Origin of the sequence: Natribaculum luteum, assembly GCF_023008545.1 — an archaeon.
GTDB classification, from domain to species: domain Archaea; phylum Halobacteriota; class Halobacteria; order Halobacteriales; family Natrialbaceae; genus Natribaculum; species Natribaculum luteum.
The window spans coordinates 3,144,114-3,162,723 of sequence record NZ_CP095397.1 but is presented as its reverse complement, the minus strand read 5'-3'; the positions used below and the strand labels follow the sequence as shown (position 1 = coordinate 3,162,723).

Below are 18,610 nucleotides of genomic sequence, written 5' to 3'. Positions count from 1 at the left end.
CTCCCGGCGGCCGATTACTCGAACTCGCGGTCGAGGTCGACCCACTCGCCGCGGTCGTCACTTCGCTGGATCGCCTCGAGGACGCGCTGGGCGGCGAGTCCGTCCTCGAAGCTCGGTTCGAACGCGCCCTCGTTCGCTACCGCGGTCAGGAACTCGTAGTTCTCGTGGACGAACGTGTGCTCCCAGCCGATGACGTGGCCCGGCGGCCACCAGTGGTCGACGTACGGGTCGTCCGCGTCGGTCACGAGGATCGTCTCGTAGCCCCGGTCGTCCTCGCGGAGCAGTTCGAGTTCGTTCAGCCGCTCGAGCGAGAACTTCAGACTGCCCTCGGAGCCGTGGATCTCGATCGTGTGGTCGTTCTTGTGGCCGGTCGCGAACCGCGAGGCCTCGAGAGTCCCCATCGCGCCGTTCTCGAGTTCGAGCTGTGCCGAGTAGGCGTCGTCGACGGTAACCGGCCTGGTTTCGTCGCTGCCTTCCACCGGCCGCTCGTCGACGAACGTCTGCAGGTGGCCGCTGACTCGATCGATCTCGCCGACGAGGAATCGCACGAGGTCGACGGTGTGCGAACCCAGGTCGCCGAGGGCACCCGAGCCGGCCATCTCCTCGTCGTTGCGCCAGGACCAGGGCGCGTCGGGATCGACCAGCCAGTCCTGCAGGTAGCGGCCGCGAACGTGGTGGATCTCGCCGAGTTCGCCGGACTCGAGCAGCTCTTTCGCGTACTGGATGGCGGGTACGAACCGATAGTTGAACGCACAGCCGGCGGGGACGCCGGCCCGACGTGCGGCGTCGGTCATCTCCCGGGCCGTCTCGAGCGTCGGAGCGAGCGGTTTCTCGCAAAAGACCGGCGTACCGGCCTCGAGCGCGGCGATCGAGGGCTCGGCGTGGACGTGGTTCGGGCCGAGGTTGTAGAAGACGTCGACGTCGTCGACGACCTCGCGCCAGTCGGTCGCCGTCGATTCGAAGCCGAAGCGGTCGGCAGCCTCGGCGAGTGCCTCCTCGTCGCGGCCGACGAGCACGCGTCGTTCGACCGCCGGTGCGTCCGGGAAGAACATCGGGAGCCGCGAGAGCGCGTTGGCGTGGGCCTTGCCCATGAAGCGATACCCGAGTACGCCGACTTCCAGTGCCATGTGAACTCATTCACAATTGGTGTAGTTAGTATTTTCTGTCAGATCGAGGGACGGACCGACGAACGGGTCCGAAACGGCTCGAGCGAGAACGGACGTCTCGTGACGGCGTTACTCGAGGTCGTCGCGGGCGGCTTTCGGCGCCCGATCGTTCGTCTCGCCCGAGCCGTCACGGACCTCGGCCGCCAGATCGTCGGGCCGCCGGCGAGAGCTGTCGGCGACGGCGACGGTCCGTCGGGCATCGCTCGAGCGGTAGATCGCGTCGATGACGCGCTGGACGGTCAGTGCGTGTTCGACGTTCCCGATCGGTCGATCGTTCGCGATCGCGTCGAAGAACGCCGCCTGTTCGTCGGCGTGGGAGTCGTTCCCTCGCGTTTCGACGCTCGTGTCCTCCAGGTGGTTGGGACTGGTCGAACTCGCCGAATAGATCGTGAGATCGCCCTCGAGGAGGTCGAACCGGGCGGCCGCGTCGGTGCCACGGACGACGAACTCGTGGTTGGCCGGTCGGTTGGTCGCCCACGCGGTCTCGAGCGAGATCGCCCGGTTGCCCGCACAGCGGACGAACGCGCTCGCGGAGTCGTCCACGTCGAACCCCTCCGGGCCGTCGTCCTCGCCCCACATCTCGAGGTAAGCGTAATCGTCTCGCGGACCGAATTCAGATCTGGTAACGCCCGAGACGTCCTCGACGTCGGGGTAGCCAAGCAGGTACAGCGCGAGGTCGATCGCGTGAACGCCGAGGTCGATGAGCGCACCACCGCCGGAGATGTCGCGGCGGGTGAACCACGAACCCCGTCCGGGGACGCCACGGCGGCGCACGTAGTTGGCCTCGAGGTGCGTGACTCGGCCGAGTTCGCCACGTTCGATTCGGTCTTTGACGATCTGGACGGCGTTCGAGAACCGGTTGTTGAAGCCGACCATACACTGTGCGTCCGAGTCGGCCGCCGCTTTCGCGATGCGTTCTGCGCTCTCTACGTTGTGGGCGAGCGGTTTCTCGAGGAGGACGTGCAGGCCCCGCTCGAGGGCGTCGACGGCGTACTCCTCGTGGAACTTGTTGGGCGTGGTTACGACGACGGCGTCGACGGCGTCGAAGAGATCCTCGTGAGTCTCGTAGACGTCGACGTCGTAGCGTGTTGCGAAGCGTCTGCGTGCCTCGGCGGAGACGTCCATCCCGCCGACCAGCGGCACGCCGAGGTCGACGAGCCGCTCGGCGTGGTGGTGGCCGATGTTTCCGAGGCCGACGATACCTGTCCGTACAGTCGAGAGAGTCGAAGTCATTTACAGCTGATTTCGTAATATCCGTTATCCTCTGCGTTCGAGGTCAGTACAACTGCTCCTCTTTTTCCTCGTGCTCGCGCTCCCGGCGTCGCTTCTCCGCGAGTTTCTTCCTCCCGCGGCGGTACCGCCGGATCCCCGGGACGACCTTGTTCTTTACGTCGAGGACGAACGAGGCGATCCCGTAGATCCAGAAGAAAAACAGGACGAACATGCCGCCGTAGTAGACGAGCGGGACGAGAGAGCTCATCGCTGTCCCTCCGTTTCCGTCTCGGCGAGCGGACTCGCTTCGTGGGCCTCGAGTCCGTGGCAGATCGCCTCGCCCGTCTCCACGTCGAAGAGGTGAACCTTCGACCGATCGAGGACGACGTCGACCGGTTCGTCCTCGTCGATGGCCGCGTCGGGGTCGACGCTCATCAACAGCTGGTTCGACGCGGTCGCGACTTCGCCGTCCATCGTTCGGCTGCTCGAGTCGTCGAGCCTGAGGTAGACGAAGATCTCGTCGCCCATCGGCTCCAGGACGTCGGTCGTGGCGTCGACGGCGGCAGACGCGCTCGACAGCGTCTCGGCGCGGTCTGCGAGGTGGACGTCCTCGGGTCGGACCCCCATGGTGACGGCGTCGCCGACGGCGACGTCGGAGATGGCTGTCGGATCGAACTCGACGTCGAAGTTGTCGGTCTGGAGGCCGTCAGCCGTCACCTCGCCCTCGACGAAGTTCATCGATGGCGAACCGATGAAGCCGGCGACGAACCGATTCGCCGGCTCGTTGTAGCAGGTCAGTGGGGGGTCGATCTGCTGGAGTTCGCCGGCGTTGATGACGGCGATGCGATCGGACATCGTCATCGCCTCGGCCTGGTCGTGGGTGACGTAGATGATCGTCGTCTCGAGTTCCTTGTGGAGGCGCTGGAGCTCCGTGCGCATGTGCACGCGGAGCTTGGCGTCCAGGTTCGCGAGCGGTTCGTCCATCAGGAAGACGTCGGGCTCGCGGACGATCGCGCGGGCGATGGCGACGCGCTGGCGCTGGCCGCCGGACATCTCGTCGGGCATCCGATCTAACATCCCCTCGAGCTGAACGATGTCGGCCGCCCGCTCGACGCGGCGGTCGATCACTTCCGTGTCGTACTTCCGCAGTCGAAGCCCGAAGGAGATGTTGTCGTAGACGTCCATGTGCGGGAACAGGGCGATGTTCTGGAAGACCATCGCCACCCCCCGATCTTTCGGCGGGAGGGTGGTCACGTCGGTGTCGCCGATGTGGATCGTCCCCTCCGTGGGTTTCGTGAGGCCGGCGATGGTCTCCATCGTCGTCGACTTCCCACAGCCGGAAGGGCCGACGAAGGTGACGAACTCGCCGTCTTCGATCTCGAGGTTCATGTCGTCGACCGCGACGACGTCTTCGTAGCGTTTCGTGACGTTGTCGAGTGTTACTCGTGCCATAGTTACTCTTTGAGTGCTCCTGCGGTGAGTCCGCTGACGATCTTCTCCTGTGCGACCACGACGAGAATCAGCATCGGTAACACGCCGACGATGCTCGCCGCCGCCATCAGGTTGTAATCGGTCGTGTACTGGGTCTGGTAGCTCAGGATGCCGCCCACAAGCGGCGACCACTGCTGGGGTTCGTTCTGGAGTGACATGATCGAGCTGAAGAAGTACTCGTTGTACACCGAGATGAACGTCAGCACGGCCGCAGTGGCGACGCCGGGTGCCGAAAGCGGCATGATCACGCGAAACAGCGCGCCGAGTCGGGTCGTCCCCTCGACGCGTGCGGCGTCCTCGAGGCCATCGGGAATCTGGGCGTAGAACGTCGTGAGGATGAAAATCGACAGCGGCATGAACAGCGCGCTGAACGGCATGATCATCGACGCCGGCGTGTTGACGAGCCGGGGCGGCGCGAACAGTTCGACGTCCAGGAACGGCACCGTAACCGGATTCCCGAGGAACGCGTCGAAAAGCGGGATCAGGAACGCCGCCGGCGGGAAGTACGAGATCGCCAGCACGGCGAGCATCAACACGCCGCGGCCGGGGAACTCGAGGCGACCGAAGACGTACCCCGCGAGGCTCGCGAGGACCAGGACGATGATCGTCGTCGTCGTCGCGAGCACGAAGCTGTTGAACACGTAGAGGTGGAACGGCACCTGCTGGAACACCTCCACGAAGGCGGCGACGTTGAACCCCCGTGGCGTCGGGAACAGCACCTCGCCGAGGACGGGGACGGGGACGGTCCAGTCACCTCCCGTGATCAGCCCGTTCGGCGTCAATGCCAGCACCAGCAGCCAGTAGAAGGGAAACAGCGTCGTCACGAGGAAAAACGCCGTCACGACGTAGAACAGCGCCCTGTACAGCCGGCTGCGTCTGTCGGGGTCGGTGACGACGCCGCGGGTCCACCGCTCGAGCGGTCCCTGGTCGTCGTCCGTCGACTGCGACGCGGATTCGGACGTAGTCGCCATCTCAGAGCCCCTCCTTGTACTGCTGATAGATCACACCCAGAACGGCGATCCCGATGATTCCCGCCGTGACGAACGCCACCGCAGCGGCGAGGCCGCGGTTCGTATTGAACGTCGAGACGACCATACACGACAGCGACGGCACGGCCGTACAACTCGAGACGGAGTCGATGAGGCCGTAGATCCGCATGGCGTCGATCGTCCGGAAGAGGATCGCGATCCCGAGCGACGGCAGGACGAGCGGGAACGTGATCAGCTTGAACTGCTGCCAGCGGTTCGCGCCGGCAACTTTCGCGACGTCGTAGAGGCTCCGGTCGATACTCTGGAGGCCGGCGAGGATGAGCAACGCCATGAACGCCGTCGTCTTCCAGATGTCGGCGACGGTGACGATCAACAGTGAACTCGAGGGGTCGTTGAGCGTGTTTTTCGGCGCGACGAGTCCCCAGCTGGCCAGGTAGTCGGTCAGGAACCCCGCAGTCGGGTGAAACATCAGGTAGAAGATCATCCCCTGAATGACGATCGGGATCGCCCACGGAATGATGATCGCGACGCGGACCCACCGCCGACCGCGGAAGTCCTGATCTAACACCAGCGCCTGTCCGAAGCCGATGATCGTCTCGAAGAAGACGCTCACGACGGTGAAGATGAGCGTCACAGCGAGTGCGCTTCGCATCAGGCCGCCGACGTGGATGAACGGGAACTGCCCGTCGATACTGACGTCGGGGAGGAACGTGGTCGTTCCGGGGAGTCGCGGATCGGCCTCGCCCGTGAACAGGTCGACGTAGTTACCGAAACCGACGTACTCCGGATCCGCCAGGACGTTCTGAAGCATCGACAGTTCGAACGTCCGGAAGAGCGGATACAGCGCGATCGCTCCCAGCAGGAGAAACACCGGCGTCAACAGCAGGTAGGCGAAACCCGTCTCGCCGAGGTTCTCCATCCAGCGCGTGATCGCGACGAGCGGTCCCGACCGCTTCGATTCTCGAGTGGGACCGTCGGTCCGTTGCCCGGTGCTCATCCTTGCTGTTCGATTTCTTCGAGGCCCGTCTGGAGGTCAGCGGCCGCGTCCTCGGGGCTCTTGTCTCCGGCGACGGCGCTGTTTACCTCCTCGGCGATGAGCGTAGACTGGTCCGGCCAGACCGTGGTCACGGGACGGGGCATGGCGTTCTCGCCGGCCACGCGGAGCGTCTCCATGTAGTTGCCCATCGGTTCGACCTGTGCTGCTTCGTCGGTGTCGAACAGGCGCGGCTTCGGCGGGATCCATCCCCAGATGTCGAACATGCCGAGGTTGAAGTCGTCTTGCATCGTCGCCCGAAGGACCGCGACCGCGTCCTCTGTCCGCTCGGAGTTGGGATTGAGCGTGAGGTGCCAGCCGCCGAGGGCGGCGGTCGTCCCGCCGGTTCCAGGCTGGGCGGCCTCGTCTTCGGTCACGCCGTAGGGAACCGGCATCGCACCGTAGTCCTCGACCGGAATCGGATCGTCTGCGACCTCGACGTTCTGATTGATCGCGTAGGGCCAGTTGCGCTGCATTACGGCTTCGCCGGCGAGGATCGCCTGTCGAGCGTCTTCTTCCTGCCAGGAGGTGATCGCCGAGGGAGCGACACCGGTCGGGTACTCCTCGAGCGTGTGCTCGTCGTGCTCCTCGGCGACGAACGTTCGCATCATCCGCAGTCCCTCGATGAACTCGGGCCTGTCGACGGTCACGTCACGCTCGCCGACCGGACCGAAGAGGTTGTCGAAGCCGCCGAAGTACGCCCCGCCGAACGAGGACATGACCTCGTTCCACGTACAACAGGCAGTTCCCTCGTAGACGTCCCACTGGGTCGCGAGGCCGTACTCTCCACTCGAGTTCTCGACGATGTCCTGGGTGACCTCGGCCCACTCCTGCCAGGTCATCGGCTCGGTGGCCCACTGCTCGAAGTCGTCGTCGGAGTAGCCGGCCTCCCGGGCGTAGTCTTTGCGGTACTGCATCGTCGGGTAGTCCGGGAAAATCGGCACGCCGTAGAGATCGCCGTTGTCGGGATCCCGGGCCGTCGCGGTGAACGACTCGAAGTACTCGTCTTCGATCAGAGACAGGTCGTCGTCGTCGAGGGTGTCACTGAGGTTGGCGATATGTCCCCGCTGAATGAAGACGTTCACCCAGCCGTTGTCCATCAGGAGCAGGTCCGGTTCCGTCTCGTTCGCCTGGAGCAGGTTCGTGTAGGTACTGCGACGGTCGCCCGTGTCCTGGTCTCCGCCCTGTAGCTCGACCCCGACGTCGCCTTCCGCGTTCTCCTCGATCAGGTCCACGACCTGGTCGCCGACGTTCTCGACGAGGTTCGGGTCGATCCCAACCACGACGGCGTCACCGGAGCCGCCGTTTCCTCCGTAACAGCCAGCCAGCGTGGCGGCTGCGCCACTCGCACCGGCTGCTTTGACGAACGTTCGCCGCGAAACGCTCGAGTGAGTTCGTTCAGCTTCCTGTGAGTATCTATCACTCATGATTGTCTGTATGAGAGAAGTATGTATTTATAATTAATGGGTGAGGTACAACGGGTGTAGTTAACCAGATGATTCCCGACGGGCACGAGAGACAGAGCCAACCGACAGGGAGCCAGCCGCGCCGCTACCGACGTCGATCGACCGAAGAATCGATCCAGGAGGAGTCGACGAATGCGAGCGGCGATCAGTCGATTGACTCGATCGTGATTCGCATCGCCTCGACGTCCTCGAGCATCGCCCCCCAGCCGCCAGCGGTGTACGTCCCCTCGTCGGTCTCGAGAGTGATCGACGCCTCCCCGGCGAGCTGGGAGAGTGGCGTCGCGCGTTCGTCGTCCGCCGAGACGCCCGCGTAGGTCACGCCCGTCACCGTGCCAGACAGCGTCACCTCGCGAGCCGTGTCCGTCTCGGCACCGTCGATGGTCGCCTCGATCGTCGCATCCTCCTCGAGGAGCGGTTCGATGTCCCTGACGCACTGTCGGAGGTCGACGTACGTGATCGGCAACTCGTCGGTTCGGGCCGAGTGGATCGGGTCGTGGACCTCCCAGAGACACGTCAGGAAGTACCAGTGGAAGACGTAGGCGTGAGTCCGGTCGTTGACGAGGACGCCGTACTGGTTCGTCGAGCTCCCGTGTGGCGCAAAGCAGACCCACGATCGATCGACCAGCGCGACGAACGGCGACGGGATGTCGCGATACCGCGCTTCCGTGCAGGTCTGTGCCAGCGTCTCGGCCGACGGCAGCTCCGGCTCGTCGTCTTCGTCGGGGAACAGGCAGATCTTGACGTCGACGCCCTTTTCGAGTGCGGTCGCGAACGCCGCCGAGAGGTCGTCGAACTGGGCGGGCGTCAGCCCGACCTGAACCTGGTTCTCGGCCGATCGGATCAGTTCGTCCGCTCTCGTCAGGACCGTGTCGAGGCGCTTGACGATGCTCACCTTGTGCTCCTCGATCGCCGGACGACTCCAGCGTTCTTCGATCTCGTCGGCCGCGGTCTCGAACCGGTTCGCCCGCGACCGCAGGTCCGAGAGGACCTCCGCCGGATCGTGCGCTCGAGCGTGGAGGCTGTCTTGCTCGTAGGTCTCGACGTAGCCTTTCTCCTCGAGGTCACGCAGGACGTCGTAGATCCGCGGGTCGGGGACCGAACTGGCCTTCGCGACGTCGGTCGCCGACGCGGAGCCGAGCTCGAGGAGCGTGACGAACGCGTCCGCCTGGTAAGGGGAGAGTCCGGCGTCCTCGAGCGTCTCGATCAGGTTCTCACCGTCCATCGAATACCACCGTACCGTCCCGGCCGGTCGCTGCGCGCGTCGAGGTCGATTCCGCCGGACAGTCGTCCTGCCTCGAGTGCTCGAAGTGACGCGTTCGGGATCGCATGCGAGTTGCTGCGTCGACAATCATTATCGATGGCATATAACAGCCGTTGTAAAAAGGTTGTCTTCAGCGCTACACTCAAGACGGTGGCATCTGAACGGTCGCGACATGGCTGACTTGCTCGATCGGATTCGACGTCCCGAGTACACCGGGGACGACCGGTGCTGGCCGTGTACGATCGCGAACGGGGCCGTCCTGGCGCTCGTGGCCGGGGGGCTGGTACTCCTCGGCAGACGAGCGACGGCGGCCGTCGTCACCGCAGTCGGCGTCGCCGCGATCGGACTTCGGGGCTACCTCGTGCCGTACACGCCCCGATTCGCACCGAGGCTGGTCGCCGCGCTCCCGGTCGGCGCGATCGACCGCGACGAACCCGACTCGCTGTCCGACGCCGATTTTCCGGGTCGGACGGCGGACACGCCGACCGGCGACGAGGTCGTCGCCGCGCTCCTCGAGGCCGGCGTCGTCGTCCCCCGCGGCGAGGAGTTTCTCCTCGAGGAGTCGTTTCGGGCCGACTGGCGACGGGAGATGCAGGCGCTGGCCGGTCGGAACCTCGAGGGACTCGCGGCCGTCGCCGACGACCTGACGCCGCCGGCGGTCGAGGCTCGACCCCGCCGGGACTGGGGGCGGTCGTCGGTCGTCCTCGACGGGCCGGCCGGCCTCGTCTCGCTTCCCGAGGCCGTCGCCGTAGCCGAACTCGCCGCAGCTCGCGCCCTCGAGCCACGAGTCGACGACGACGCGATCCGACTCGCCGCCGGACGACCGTTGCGATCGCTCCTCGAGCGCTGTCCGCTCTGTGACGGCGACCTCACGATCACGCAGTCAACCTGCTGTGGCGAGGTGACGCCGATCGGGGAGACGCCTCCCGAAAAACTGGTCTGTCCAGACTGCGATGTGCAACTGTTTACCTACGAGTGAGTGTGTTCAGTCGTCCGCAGGTGCAGCCGTCCGATCGACGTCGATCTCGCCCTCGTCGAGGGCCTTCTCGACGTTACGGGCCGCCTGGACCATGTTCTCCATCTTGCCGTAGGCGACGTCGCGGGGCAGGAGCTTCAGACCGCAGTCCGGCGAAACGACGAGCTGTTCCGGCGGAACGATCTCGAGCCCTTTCCTGATGTTCTCCTCGATCTGTTCGACCGACTCGACCTCGGCGACGTGAACGTCGGTGACGCCGAGTGCGAGGTCTTTCGTGAACTCGGGATCCTTGAAGACGTCGAGCTGTTCGTAGTCTCCGTTTGCGAGCTCCAGGTCGAGTTCGTCGACGGGGAACTCGAGGATCTCCGGGTAGATCCGGGAGTAGTCGCCGTAACAGACGTGCAGGCCGATGCGGACGTCCTCGGGAATGTCGGCGACGATGCGCTCGAGCGCCTCGCCGACGATGGCGTGGTCGTCGGGCGTCGTCGCGAGCGCTGGTTCGTCGATCTGGATGTAGCGTGCGCCGGCGTCGACGAGCTTCTCGATCTCCTCGTTGACGAGCTCAGCGAGCGCGTAGGTGAGTTCCTCGTCGTCGTCGTAGGCCTCGTTGAACGACCAGCTCGCGAGCGTGTACGGGCCGGTGATCGGCACCTTGACCGGGCGGTCGGTGGCGCTCGCGGTGAACTCGTACTCGTCGACGAGCCACGAGTCGGTGTACTCGACGTCGCTGACGACGGAGGGCTTGTCGAAGTAGTTGTGTCCCCACACCTTCACGGGCCCGTTGAACTCGTAGCCTTCGATGCGGTGGGCGAAGAACTCGACCATCTCGTTGCGGCGCATCTCGCCGTCGACGACGGCATCCAGGCCGGCGCGTTCGTGCTCGTCGGTGATGACGCGTGCGGCGTCGTCTTTCGCCTCCTGCCAGTTGTCCTCGTCGAAGTCGGCGTCGGGGTCCTCGTACAGTTCTCTGGCGCGGTTCAGCCACTTCGGCTTCGGGTAGCTGCCGACGACGGTCGTCAGCAGGAAGTGGTCGTTCTCGTGGTCGTCGGGTCGGAACTGGTCTTTCGTGTCGCTCATGCTGGGGTCACCTCCGCGAGTTCCGCGGCTTCCGCAAGGACGGCGAGTTTCTCCTCGAACTTGCCGTAGGGCAGGTAGAACGTCTCGGTGTTCGTCGTCAGGTAGACGGTCTCGAACTCGGAGACCGGGAGCCGCTCGAACACCCACTCGGCGCGGTCGCGAAGCGCCTCGGGGTCCTCGACGAGCGTGTTCTGGCCGTCCGCCAGGCCGAGCGAGACGTCGCCTTTCGAGCCGTACTCCTGGATGTTGTAGAGGTTGTCGTCCTGGTCGGCCACGAAGTCGTAGCCGACGGCGTCGACGTCGGCGTCGAGCAGGTGGGCGTAGACTTTCTCCTCGAGTGCGCCCCAGTAGGGCTGGACGACGACGTCCGCGTCGGTCGCGCTCGCGACGGCGTCGATGGCCTCGCTGGCGCGTTCGTCGAGGCCGTCGCCGGGAGCCGACTCGACGAGCGAGGGCTCGAGCAGGAACAGCGTCTCGTGGTCGGGGAACGCCTCGACCTCGCCGGCGAGGAAGTCGGCGACCGCCGCGAGGAAGTCGGCCTCGTCGCCGTAGTGTTCGTCGGTCGCGAGGTCGAAAAGGGAGTACGGACCGGGGAGGACGGCCTGCAGATCGTCGGTCAGTTCGGCGGTTGACTCGAGTTCGCCAGCGACGTCGCCCGAGAAGTCGAGGTCGTCCTGGACGACGGGTTCGCGATAGAAGTTGTTGTTGTCGTAGTAGCGGACGATGCCGCGTGTCTCTACGGCGTCGTGTACCGCAAGCGGGTGGGCGAGCATGTCGTCCCAGCGCAGCTGGCCCTCGACGACGCGGTCGAGGCCCGCCTCGCGCTGGAGCTCGACGACTTCTTCTCGAGCCTGCTGGTAGACGTCGGTGATCTCCTCATCCTCGTCGCCGCTGATGAGGTCGTGTTTCTGGTGTCCCTTGAGGTCAGAGAGGTCGTCTTTCGCCCAGTCCGGGAGTGGAAACAGCCCCGGCGTGGTCGAGACGTATTCGGTCATACGTGTCCCCGGCTAGGCTATGCCGATGCTTAATATTTACCATCTGCTCGGATACACGAGAGTAATTATCAGGGGAGGGACGGATCGAGGACGTGGTTCACCGGACGAGTTCGAGCACGGTCAGCGTCTCGAAGGGGAACGACTCGTCGGCGACGGCGACGGCGCTGAACCCCTTCTCGCCCGCCCGTTCGACGACCTCGTCGACGCCGGTGAGACTGCTGACGAGCAGGTAGACGACGCCGTCGGGGGCGAGGACGCGCCCGACGGCCGCGAGAAACGGGTCGATCACTTCCCGCCCCGACTCGCCGCCCGAGAGCGCCCGTTCCATCCAGTCGTCCCACTCGGCGTCCTCCTCCGTCGGGAGGTACGGCGGGTTGAACGCGACCGCATCGAACGCGTCGTCGACGAACGGCGAGACGAGGTCCGCGCGAACGGCCTCGAGGCCGCGCTCGCGCGCCTGCCTGCAGGCGTGTGGATTCACGTCCGAGGCGATCACGCGCGCGTCGGTCTCGGTCGCGATCCGGTCGGCCACGTACCCCGACCCCGTCCCGACCTCGAGGACGAGGCCGTCGTCGATTCGCCGACACGCCGCGTCGGCGAGCAACTGCGAGTCTTCGGCGGGCTGGTAGACGTCCGTCTCGAGTCCGCGTCGATCTGCGAGATCCATTCTAGTTTCCCTCCTGTGCGGTCGGTGACGCACTCGTCGTCGCGGTTGCGTCGTCGGTCCGCTCGTCCGTCGTCTCTACGTCGCCGGATTCGTCGGCGAGACGAAATCCACCCGTCTCGGCTCGACCGGAGAGCTCCCGCTGTGGGAACGGGATCTTGATCCCCGCCTCCTCGAACGCCGCCTTGATCTCGCCGATCGCGGCCGTTCGGGCCCGCCAGCGACGGCGGGCGCTCGGCTTGTCGATCCAGAACCGGACGCCGAGGACGACTGCCGAGTCGCCGAACTCTTTGGCGACGACCTGTGGCGACGGAACCGACATCACCTCGTCGACCTCGTCGATCGCCTCCATCGCGAGTTCGGCCGCCCGGTCGACGTCCGTCTCGTAGTCGACGCCGACCTCGACTTCGATCCGGAGCCGACCCTTCTTCGTCCGATTCGTCACCATACTCGAGTCGACGACGTCGTTCGGCACCACGACGAACTCCCCGTCGAAGCTCTGGATGTGCGTGTTGACGATCGAGATGTCGGTGACGATCCCTTCCCGGCCGTCGATCTCGACCCAGTCGCCGATCTCGAACGGGCGGGCGAACATCAGGACGAAACCGGCGAGCATCGCGCCCAGGGTCTGTCTGGCGGCCATACCGACGACGATACCGAGGAAGCCGGCCCCGACGAGCAGGCCGCCGAGGTCGTCGATCCAGATACTGAGGACGAACACCAGCGCGGCCGTCCAGATCACGACCTGCGAGACGCGGTGGGTGATCTCGTGTTGGTGTTTGGTCACCGAGGACGACGACTCGAGGACCTCCCTGAGCAGCCGCTGCGCGAATCGTGCGACGATGTACGTCCCGACCAGGACGACGGTAGAGACGACCAGTTTGGCGACGAACTCCCCGCCCAGGTCGTAGGTCGCGGAGAACTGCTGGAGCGTGTCGGTCTGTCCCCACACGCCCAGCGTGATCGCGATCGAGAGGACGAACGTACCGACGAGGACGATCGTCGTCACGACGTCCGCGTACAGCGGTCGCGTTCGCTCGTTGAGCCGACGCTGCAACGACTGGGACGACAGCAACACGAACAGCAGGAACCCGACCGCCGCGAACGTCACCGCGAGTCGCTCGTCTGTCGCCGTGAACTGCTCGGAGAGCCGATCGAACGCGGCGAGCGTCTCGAGCATCGGGATCACCGTCGGTTCGCGGATCTGCAGACGGTGTCGCCGGCGGTCCTCCCGGTCGTCGGCAGGCGACTCGCCGGGTCAGGCATCGTCGTCACCCTGCCCGACCGCAGCGGCGAGTGCGGCGAGTTCGGCGAACTCGGCCGGCGTCACTGCGTCTGCCCGTTTACGAAGCAACTCCTCGTCTGCCGCCTCGACGACGGCGTCCGGCTCGTCGAGTCCGGAAATGTGTGCCGTGTTCCGGATCGCGTTTCGCATCGTCTTCCGGCGCTGGGTGAAACACGCCTTGACGAACCGCAGGAAAAACGCCTCGTCGTCGACCTCGTACTCCGGGTCGCGTGGGAGTAGCCGGACCACCGCGCTCCGGACGGCAGGCGGCGGCGAGAACGCCTCCTTCGGGATCGACTCGACGATCTCGGCGGCCGCGTAGTGCTGGGTCGAAACCGACAGTCGACCGTACTCCGCGGTTCCTGGTTCGGCGACCATCCGCTCTGCGAACTCCTGTTGAAACATCAATACGAGTGGTCGCTTTTTCGGGAGCAGTCGGAACGTGATCTCGCTCGAGACGCCGTAGGGCAGGTTCGAGACCGACGCCGAAAAGTCGGGAAGGTCGACCTCGAGGGCGTCGCCCTCGATCACGGTCAACTCACCGGCTGTGATCTCGTCGGCGAACTCCTCGCGCAGAAACGCCGCGAGGTCGCGGTCGCGTTCGACGACCGTCACCTCGTCGGCAATCGCGAGCAGCCGGTCGGTCAGCGCGCCCGTTCCACCACCGATCTCGAGTACGTGAGACGTGTCGGCGTCGACCTCCTCCAGATACGTCGGGAGGCGATCGAGCACGCGATCGTCGACGAGAAAGTGCTGGTCGCGCGCCGGATCACCACGGACGCCGGCACGGGCGAGTAGCCCGTCTGGGTCTCTCATCGAGCGCGAGTAAGCAGTCGGACGGTGTAAACGCACCGTCTCGTAGTCGCTCGAGCGCGCGCGACGATGGCTACTGTTCTTGCTCGCGTCGTCCGACGAAGGTCTTGTACTTCAGGTCCTCCTCGCGCAACTCCTCGAGGATGCGCTCGACGAGCACCTCGGCGGGATCGTGCAGCCCGGAGACGCGCTCCTCTAGCTCGTCGAAGCTCTCGAAGGGCTTGCGCTTTCGTTCCTCGAGGATGCCGTTTCGCAGCTTCTTGCCGATCCCCGGAAGGAGATTCAGCTGGTGGAGCCGGAGCGTGATCGGCTGGGCCTCGTTGTAGAAGTCGATGAACCGGTCTTCTTCCTCCTCGACCAGATCGTGAACCACGTACTCGAGTTCCGACTGTGCACCGGAAGAGAGGTCGTCGTACTCGACTTCCCGGCAGTCGGAGACGACCTCCCGTTCTGACTCGGGTTCGACGACGACGCGCGTCCCGATGGTGAGCCGTTTGTCCTCGTCGAACGCCATCTGGTAGAGCGTGAAGTCGTCGACGTCCATCGCGTATCCTGCTGGCGACTTCTGGTACTGGGGCCGTCCGTCGTCCGACAGACCATGGGCCAGGTAATCCAGCACGACCGCGCGGCGTTCGTCCGTCCCGCTGTCGGATTCAGTCATTGATCCTGAATACGGCGACCGTGTACTTAAATAGTCTGCCCAGTCTCAGGCGTAGCGGGCGACGATGTCGAGTATCTCGTCCAGTTCGTCACCTGACAGCGAGTACCGCTCCTGTGCGTAGACCGCGCGCAGTTCGTCTCTATCCTGCGGGAGCAGGTTCGTGATCTTGTAGGCGGTCGGTTCGTCGACCTTCTCGAGTCCCTGCAGCTCCTCGACGAGCTGATCGGCTTCCTCGGGCTCTAAGAGGGCGAATCGATTGACGTGTTCGATCGCCCGCGCGAGTTCGTACCGCAGTTCGCGGTCCTCGTCGAGTGCGCGTTCGGTCTCGATGTCGGCGAGCAGTTCCTTCGTTTCCGAGACCGTCAGGAACTCCTCGTCGACGATCTCTTTGAAGATCGTCATTCCTGAGCGCGCAGGTGGGCCGCGGTCACGATCAGCGTCTTCTCCTTGCCGCCGTCGTTGACCTTGACCTTGAACGCGCTCCCCTGTTTTCCGACGACCTCACCGGTCTGGCCGTCGAAGCGGGGGTGGTAGCGGCCGTCCGAGACGCTCGGGTCGATCTTGAGGTGGACCTTCTGGCCCTCCTCGTAGTCCTGGATCGCCCGCTGTGGCGGCGACGTACCGCGCTCTCGAGGTTTGTTCGCGAGTTTGTTCCGGGTTCCCTGGCGAGGCCCATTAGAGTTCGGCATAGTCGTACGGCCCTCTTGTCCGGTGACGGTTATAAAACGCACGTTCTACGGCCGTTCTCATCTCCGTCGGGACCACCAGTCGAACGTACCCGACAGTATAACCTCCCTCCATGCTGTCACCACGGGTATGGACGACCAGTACCGGATCGAAACCCGCTCGATCCACGCCGGCCAGGAACCCGACGAGGAGACGGGCGCGCTGATGACGCCCATCTACGCCAACTCGACGTACGAACAGGACGCCCCCGGCGACCACCGCGGCTACGAGTACTCCCGCACCGGCAACCCGACGCGGACCGACCTCGAGGCGAATCTCGCCAGCCTCGAGGGGGCTGACTACGGCCGCTGTTTCGCGAGCGGGATGGGATCGATCAACACTGTACTCAACGTACTCGAGGCTGGCGACCACGTCGTCACCGGTAACGACGTCTACGGCGGCACCCACCGCCTCTTCACCCAGGTCTACGAGGACTACGACCTCGACTTTTCTTTCGTCGACATGACCGACCTCGAGGCGATCGAGGCGGCGTTTCGCCCGGAGACGGAGTTGCTCTGGCTCGAGACGCCCACCAACCCCCTCATGTCGATCGTCGACGTCGAGAGAGCAGCCGAGATCGCCCACGACCACGACGCCATCTGTGCCATCGACAACACCTTCGCGACGCCGTACCTCCAGCGCCCGCTCGAGCTGGGAGCGGACGTCGTCTCCCACTCGCTGACGAAGTACCTCGGCGGTCACTCGGACGTGATCGGCGGCGCGCTCCTGACGAACGACCCCGACCTCGACGAACGTTTTGGCTTCTACCAGAACGCGGTCGGCGCGACGCCCGGCCCGTTCGACTGCTTTCTCGTCCTCCGGGGGACCAAGACCCTGCCCGTCCGCATGGACCGCCACTGCGAGAACGCCCGTACCATCGCCGAGTGGCTCGACGACCACCCGGACGTCTCCCGCGTCTACTACCCCGGCCTCGACTCTCACCCCGGCCACGAGATCGCTCGCCGGCAGATGGACGACTTCGGCGGCATGCTGAGTTTCGAACTCGACGCCACGCTCGAGGAGACGAGCGAGATGGTCTCGAGTACGGGCGTCTTCACCCTCGCCGAGAGCCTGGGCGGTGTCGAGAGCCTGATCGAACAGCCTGCGCCGATGACCCACGCCGCGATTCCCCGGGAAGAACGACTCGACGCTGGCCTCACCGACGGCCTCGTCCGAGTCAGCGTCGGCATCGAGCACGTCGACGACCTGATCGCGGACCTCGAGGGCGCGATCGAGGCCGCACTGTCGTAGCCGCACGCGGGAACGGTCCGCTGCCGTCGAAGGGGTGGGACAGGCCGTCGAATGGGTGGGGACAGATCGGTCCCATCTCCTCGACGCACCGCCTGCGTGTACGGTATCCGAACCGTTCACGAATCGACGGACCATCAAGTACTATGTTAACGTGGTTCGTAGAGGCGTCCATGACGCTCCGGGACCACCTCCAGAACCAGCGGCCGCAGTACATCCTGTTGTGGGCGCTCGCGGTGACGTTCGTCGTCCTCGCGCTTGCAGGCATCCCGCTGTTTGGTCTAGAGCCCACCATGTTGGCTATACTCGCTGCAGTCTTCGCAGCACTCACAGCGGAATACAGTCGACAGGAGACCTGCAACTCGACGTAGTTTATCGACGTTCGGTCGAAAACGCGTTCTTCGACACCCGGTCGGCCAGCCGCGACATCGGGATCACTCCTGGACGATGTGGCCGTCGAGGTAGGACTTCGTCTTGTCGTTGGTCGACTGAACGCGCTTGAGGAAGGTGACGACGCGGTCGCCGTCCTCGCGGCTGTCGTCTTCGATCTCGAGGGTCAACCCCTGATCGCGGAGGTGTGCGAGCAACGCGTCGACGGTCGCCGGGTCGGCCCGGACGGTGTGGCGTTCGCCGACCGCCTGGTCGTCGGCGACGGTCTCTATCGTGTCGGTCATCGACAGCAGGATGGCCTCGCCCAGGTCGTGGGCCCGGTCGCGTCGGTCGTCTTCTGACTCGTTCCACTCGACGGACTGGAACGCCTCGCGGATGAGTCGCCGGAACATGAACGCCTGCCCGTAGTCGAACGGCAGCGAGAACGCGAACTCGAGGTCGCCCTGGTTCGCGGCGGCGGTCGTATACTTCAGCTGAGTCGTGCCGTCGGGCGACTTCATCACGACGCCCTCGCGATCGTCGGCGTCTAGGTCCCGAACGACCCGACGTGCCTCCTCGGATGCGTCGTCGACGTCGAAGGTGCCGAACAGGCGAGTCTGAGGAACGTCGAAGGCGTCGTAACGCTCGCGGCGCTCGGCGACGGGGAGCGGTTCGCCGGATTCCCGGTCGCGCCAGTCGAACGCCCGAAACGCGAGCGAGTCGACCTCGGGGTAGTCGTGGGCAGTGTAGGGATTCTCCGGGCCGATCATCTCGCCACAGACCATCGCCTCGGGGTGGGCCTCGAAGATCGGCTCGAGGTCGACCAGTCGCTCGAGGATCCGCGTCGTGAACGGACAGACGATGCCGCTTCGCGTAAACGCCAGCACGTCGCCGTCGATCCGGGCGACGCGAACGTTGTAGCCGTTGAGCTTCTCCTCGAGGACGACGCGGTCCTCGAACTGTCGCGGGACGCCCTCCGAGAGGACGAGCGTCCGCGAAATCTTGGGAAAGCCCCGGACGACCGTCCCCGCGATAAGGACGGTTCCCTTCTCGACGCCGCGCCGATAGTCCGGGACGTGACGGTACTCGCGTCCCTCGTAGGACCGGGATTTGAGGTTGTCCTCGAGCTGCTCGAACGCCTCCACTCCCATCCCGAGCAGCTCGTGATAGTCTACGGT

At 65.1% G+C, this 18,610-nt stretch carries 20 protein-coding genes; 3 read left to right on the top strand and 17 right to left on the bottom strand.

What is annotated here, in order from left to right; translation table 11 throughout:
- Positions 1-14: 14 nt before the first annotated feature.
- The 8 genes from MU558_RS16415 to MU558_RS16380 all read right to left on the bottom strand — a co-directional run bounded on the left by MU558_RS16415 (position 15) and on the right by MU558_RS16380 (position 8,579).
- Positions 15-1,127 (bottom strand): Gfo/Idh/MocA family protein, encoded by a 1,113-nt coding sequence (locus tag MU558_RS16415; RefSeq protein ID WP_246969130.1) that lies wholly within the window; start codon positions 1,125-1,127, stop codon positions 15-17.
- Positions 1,128-1,235: 108 nt separating this feature from the next.
- On the bottom strand, positions 1,236-2,399 hold the full coding sequence (locus tag MU558_RS16410) for a Gfo/Idh/MocA family protein (protein WP_246969127.1): 1,164 nt from the start codon (positions 2,397-2,399) through the stop codon (positions 1,236-1,238).
- Between the two features lie 43 nt (positions 2,400-2,442).
- Complete coding sequence (locus tag MU558_RS16405; RefSeq protein WP_246969125.1) at positions 2,443-2,646, bottom strand: DUF8005 family protein; 204 nt, start codon at positions 2,644-2,646, stop codon at positions 2,443-2,445.
- Complete coding sequence (locus MU558_RS16400; RefSeq protein ID WP_246969123.1) at positions 2,643-3,830, bottom strand: ABC transporter ATP-binding protein; 1,188 nt, start codon at positions 3,828-3,830, stop codon at positions 2,643-2,645. The genes MU558_RS16405 and MU558_RS16400 overlap by 4 nt, the downstream gene beginning before the upstream one ends.
- Positions 3,831-3,832: 2 nt before the next feature.
- Complete coding sequence (locus tag MU558_RS16395; RefSeq protein ID WP_246969121.1) at positions 3,833-4,840, bottom strand: carbohydrate ABC transporter permease; 1,008 nt, start codon at positions 4,838-4,840, stop codon at positions 3,833-3,835.
- 1 nt (position 4,841) lies between these two features.
- A complete protein-coding gene (locus MU558_RS16390; protein ID WP_246969110.1) occupies positions 4,842-5,855 on the bottom strand; it encodes a carbohydrate ABC transporter permease in 1,014 nt (337 codons plus the stop codon).
- Complete coding sequence (locus MU558_RS16385) at positions 5,852-7,318, bottom strand: extracellular solute-binding protein (protein ID WP_246969107.1); 1,467 nt, start codon at positions 7,316-7,318, stop codon at positions 5,852-5,854. The genes MU558_RS16390 and MU558_RS16385 overlap by 4 nt, the downstream gene beginning before the upstream one ends.
- 184 nt (positions 7,319-7,502) lie before the next feature.
- Positions 7,503-8,579 carry a TrmB family transcriptional regulator gene (locus MU558_RS16380; RefSeq protein ID WP_246969104.1) on the bottom strand — a complete coding sequence of 359 codons (1,077 nt, stop codon included), beginning with the start codon at positions 8,577-8,579 and terminating at the stop codon, positions 7,503-7,505.
- Positions 8,580-8,790: 211 nt separating this feature from the next.
- Here MU558_RS16380 and MU558_RS16375 point away from each other — a divergent pair, with 211 nt between their 5' ends.
- The gene (locus MU558_RS16375) at positions 8,791-9,597 is read left to right on the top strand and encodes a DUF8054 domain-containing protein (RefSeq protein ID WP_246969101.1); all 807 of its coding nucleotides are present in this window, start codon (positions 8,791-8,793) and stop codon (positions 9,595-9,597) included.
- Positions 9,598-9,603: 6 nt separating this feature from the next.
- Here MU558_RS16375 and MU558_RS16370 read toward each other — a convergent pair whose 3' ends face one another.
- The 8 genes from MU558_RS16370 to MU558_RS16335 form a co-directional block, all read right to left on the bottom strand.
- Complete coding sequence (locus tag MU558_RS16370; RefSeq protein WP_246969098.1) at positions 9,604-10,671, bottom strand: methionine synthase; 1,068 nt, start codon at positions 10,669-10,671, stop codon at positions 9,604-9,606.
- Complete coding sequence (locus MU558_RS16365; RefSeq protein WP_246969094.1) at positions 10,668-11,666, bottom strand: 5-methyltetrahydropteroyltriglutamate--homocysteine methyltransferase; 999 nt, start codon at positions 11,664-11,666, stop codon at positions 10,668-10,670. The genes MU558_RS16370 and MU558_RS16365 overlap by 4 nt, the downstream gene beginning before the upstream one ends.
- A gap of 97 nt (positions 11,667-11,763) precedes the next feature.
- Positions 11,764-12,333: a HemK2/MTQ2 family protein methyltransferase gene (locus MU558_RS16360; protein WP_246969091.1), complete on the bottom strand. Its 570-nt coding sequence runs from the start codon at positions 12,331-12,333 to the stop codon at positions 11,764-11,766.
- Position 12,334: 1 nt separating this feature from the next.
- Positions 12,335-13,510 carry a mechanosensitive ion channel family protein gene (locus MU558_RS16355; protein ID WP_246969088.1) on the bottom strand — a complete coding sequence of 392 codons (1,176 nt, stop codon included), beginning with the start codon at positions 13,508-13,510 and terminating at the stop codon, positions 12,335-12,337.
- A gap of 78 nt (positions 13,511-13,588) precedes the next feature.
- Entirely contained in the window at positions 13,589-14,431 is an 843-nt protein-coding gene (locus tag MU558_RS16350) for a 16S ribosomal RNA methyltransferase A (RefSeq protein ID WP_246969085.1), read from the bottom strand.
- Between the two features lie 70 nt (positions 14,432-14,501).
- The gene (locus MU558_RS16345; RefSeq protein WP_246969082.1) at positions 14,502-15,089 is read right to left on the bottom strand and encodes a DUF655 domain-containing protein; all 588 of its coding nucleotides are present in this window, start codon (positions 15,087-15,089) and stop codon (positions 14,502-14,504) included.
- A gap of 45 nt (positions 15,090-15,134) precedes the next feature.
- The gene (locus MU558_RS16340; protein WP_246969079.1) at positions 15,135-15,491 is read right to left on the bottom strand and encodes an RNA polymerase Rpb4 family protein; all 357 of its coding nucleotides are present in this window, start codon (positions 15,489-15,491) and stop codon (positions 15,135-15,137) included.
- A complete protein-coding gene (locus MU558_RS16335) occupies positions 15,488-15,778 on the bottom strand; it encodes a 50S ribosomal protein L21e (protein WP_246969076.1) in 291 nt (96 codons plus the stop codon). Before MU558_RS16335 ends, MU558_RS16340 begins: the two co-directional genes overlap by 4 nt.
- A 127-nt stretch (positions 15,779-15,905) precedes the next feature.
- Between MU558_RS16335 and MU558_RS16330 the strand changes: the two genes are divergently transcribed.
- Positions 15,906-17,066, top strand: a complete 1,161-nt coding sequence (locus tag MU558_RS16330; protein ID WP_246969072.1) for a cystathionine gamma-synthase — start codon at positions 15,906-15,908, stop codon at positions 17,064-17,066.
- Positions 17,067-17,236: 170 nt separating this feature from the next.
- Positions 17,237-17,434 carry a hypothetical protein gene (locus MU558_RS16325; RefSeq protein WP_246969069.1) on the top strand — a complete coding sequence of 66 codons (198 nt, stop codon included), beginning with the start codon at positions 17,237-17,239 and terminating at the stop codon, positions 17,432-17,434.
- A 63-nt stretch (positions 17,435-17,497) separates the two neighbouring features.
- Here MU558_RS16325 and MU558_RS16320 read toward each other — a convergent pair whose 3' ends face one another.
- On the bottom strand, positions 17,498-18,583 hold the full coding sequence (locus MU558_RS16320; protein ID WP_246975020.1) for an RNA ligase: 1,086 nt from the start codon (positions 18,581-18,583) through the stop codon (positions 17,498-17,500).
- Positions 18,584-18,610: the final 27 nt, after the last annotated feature.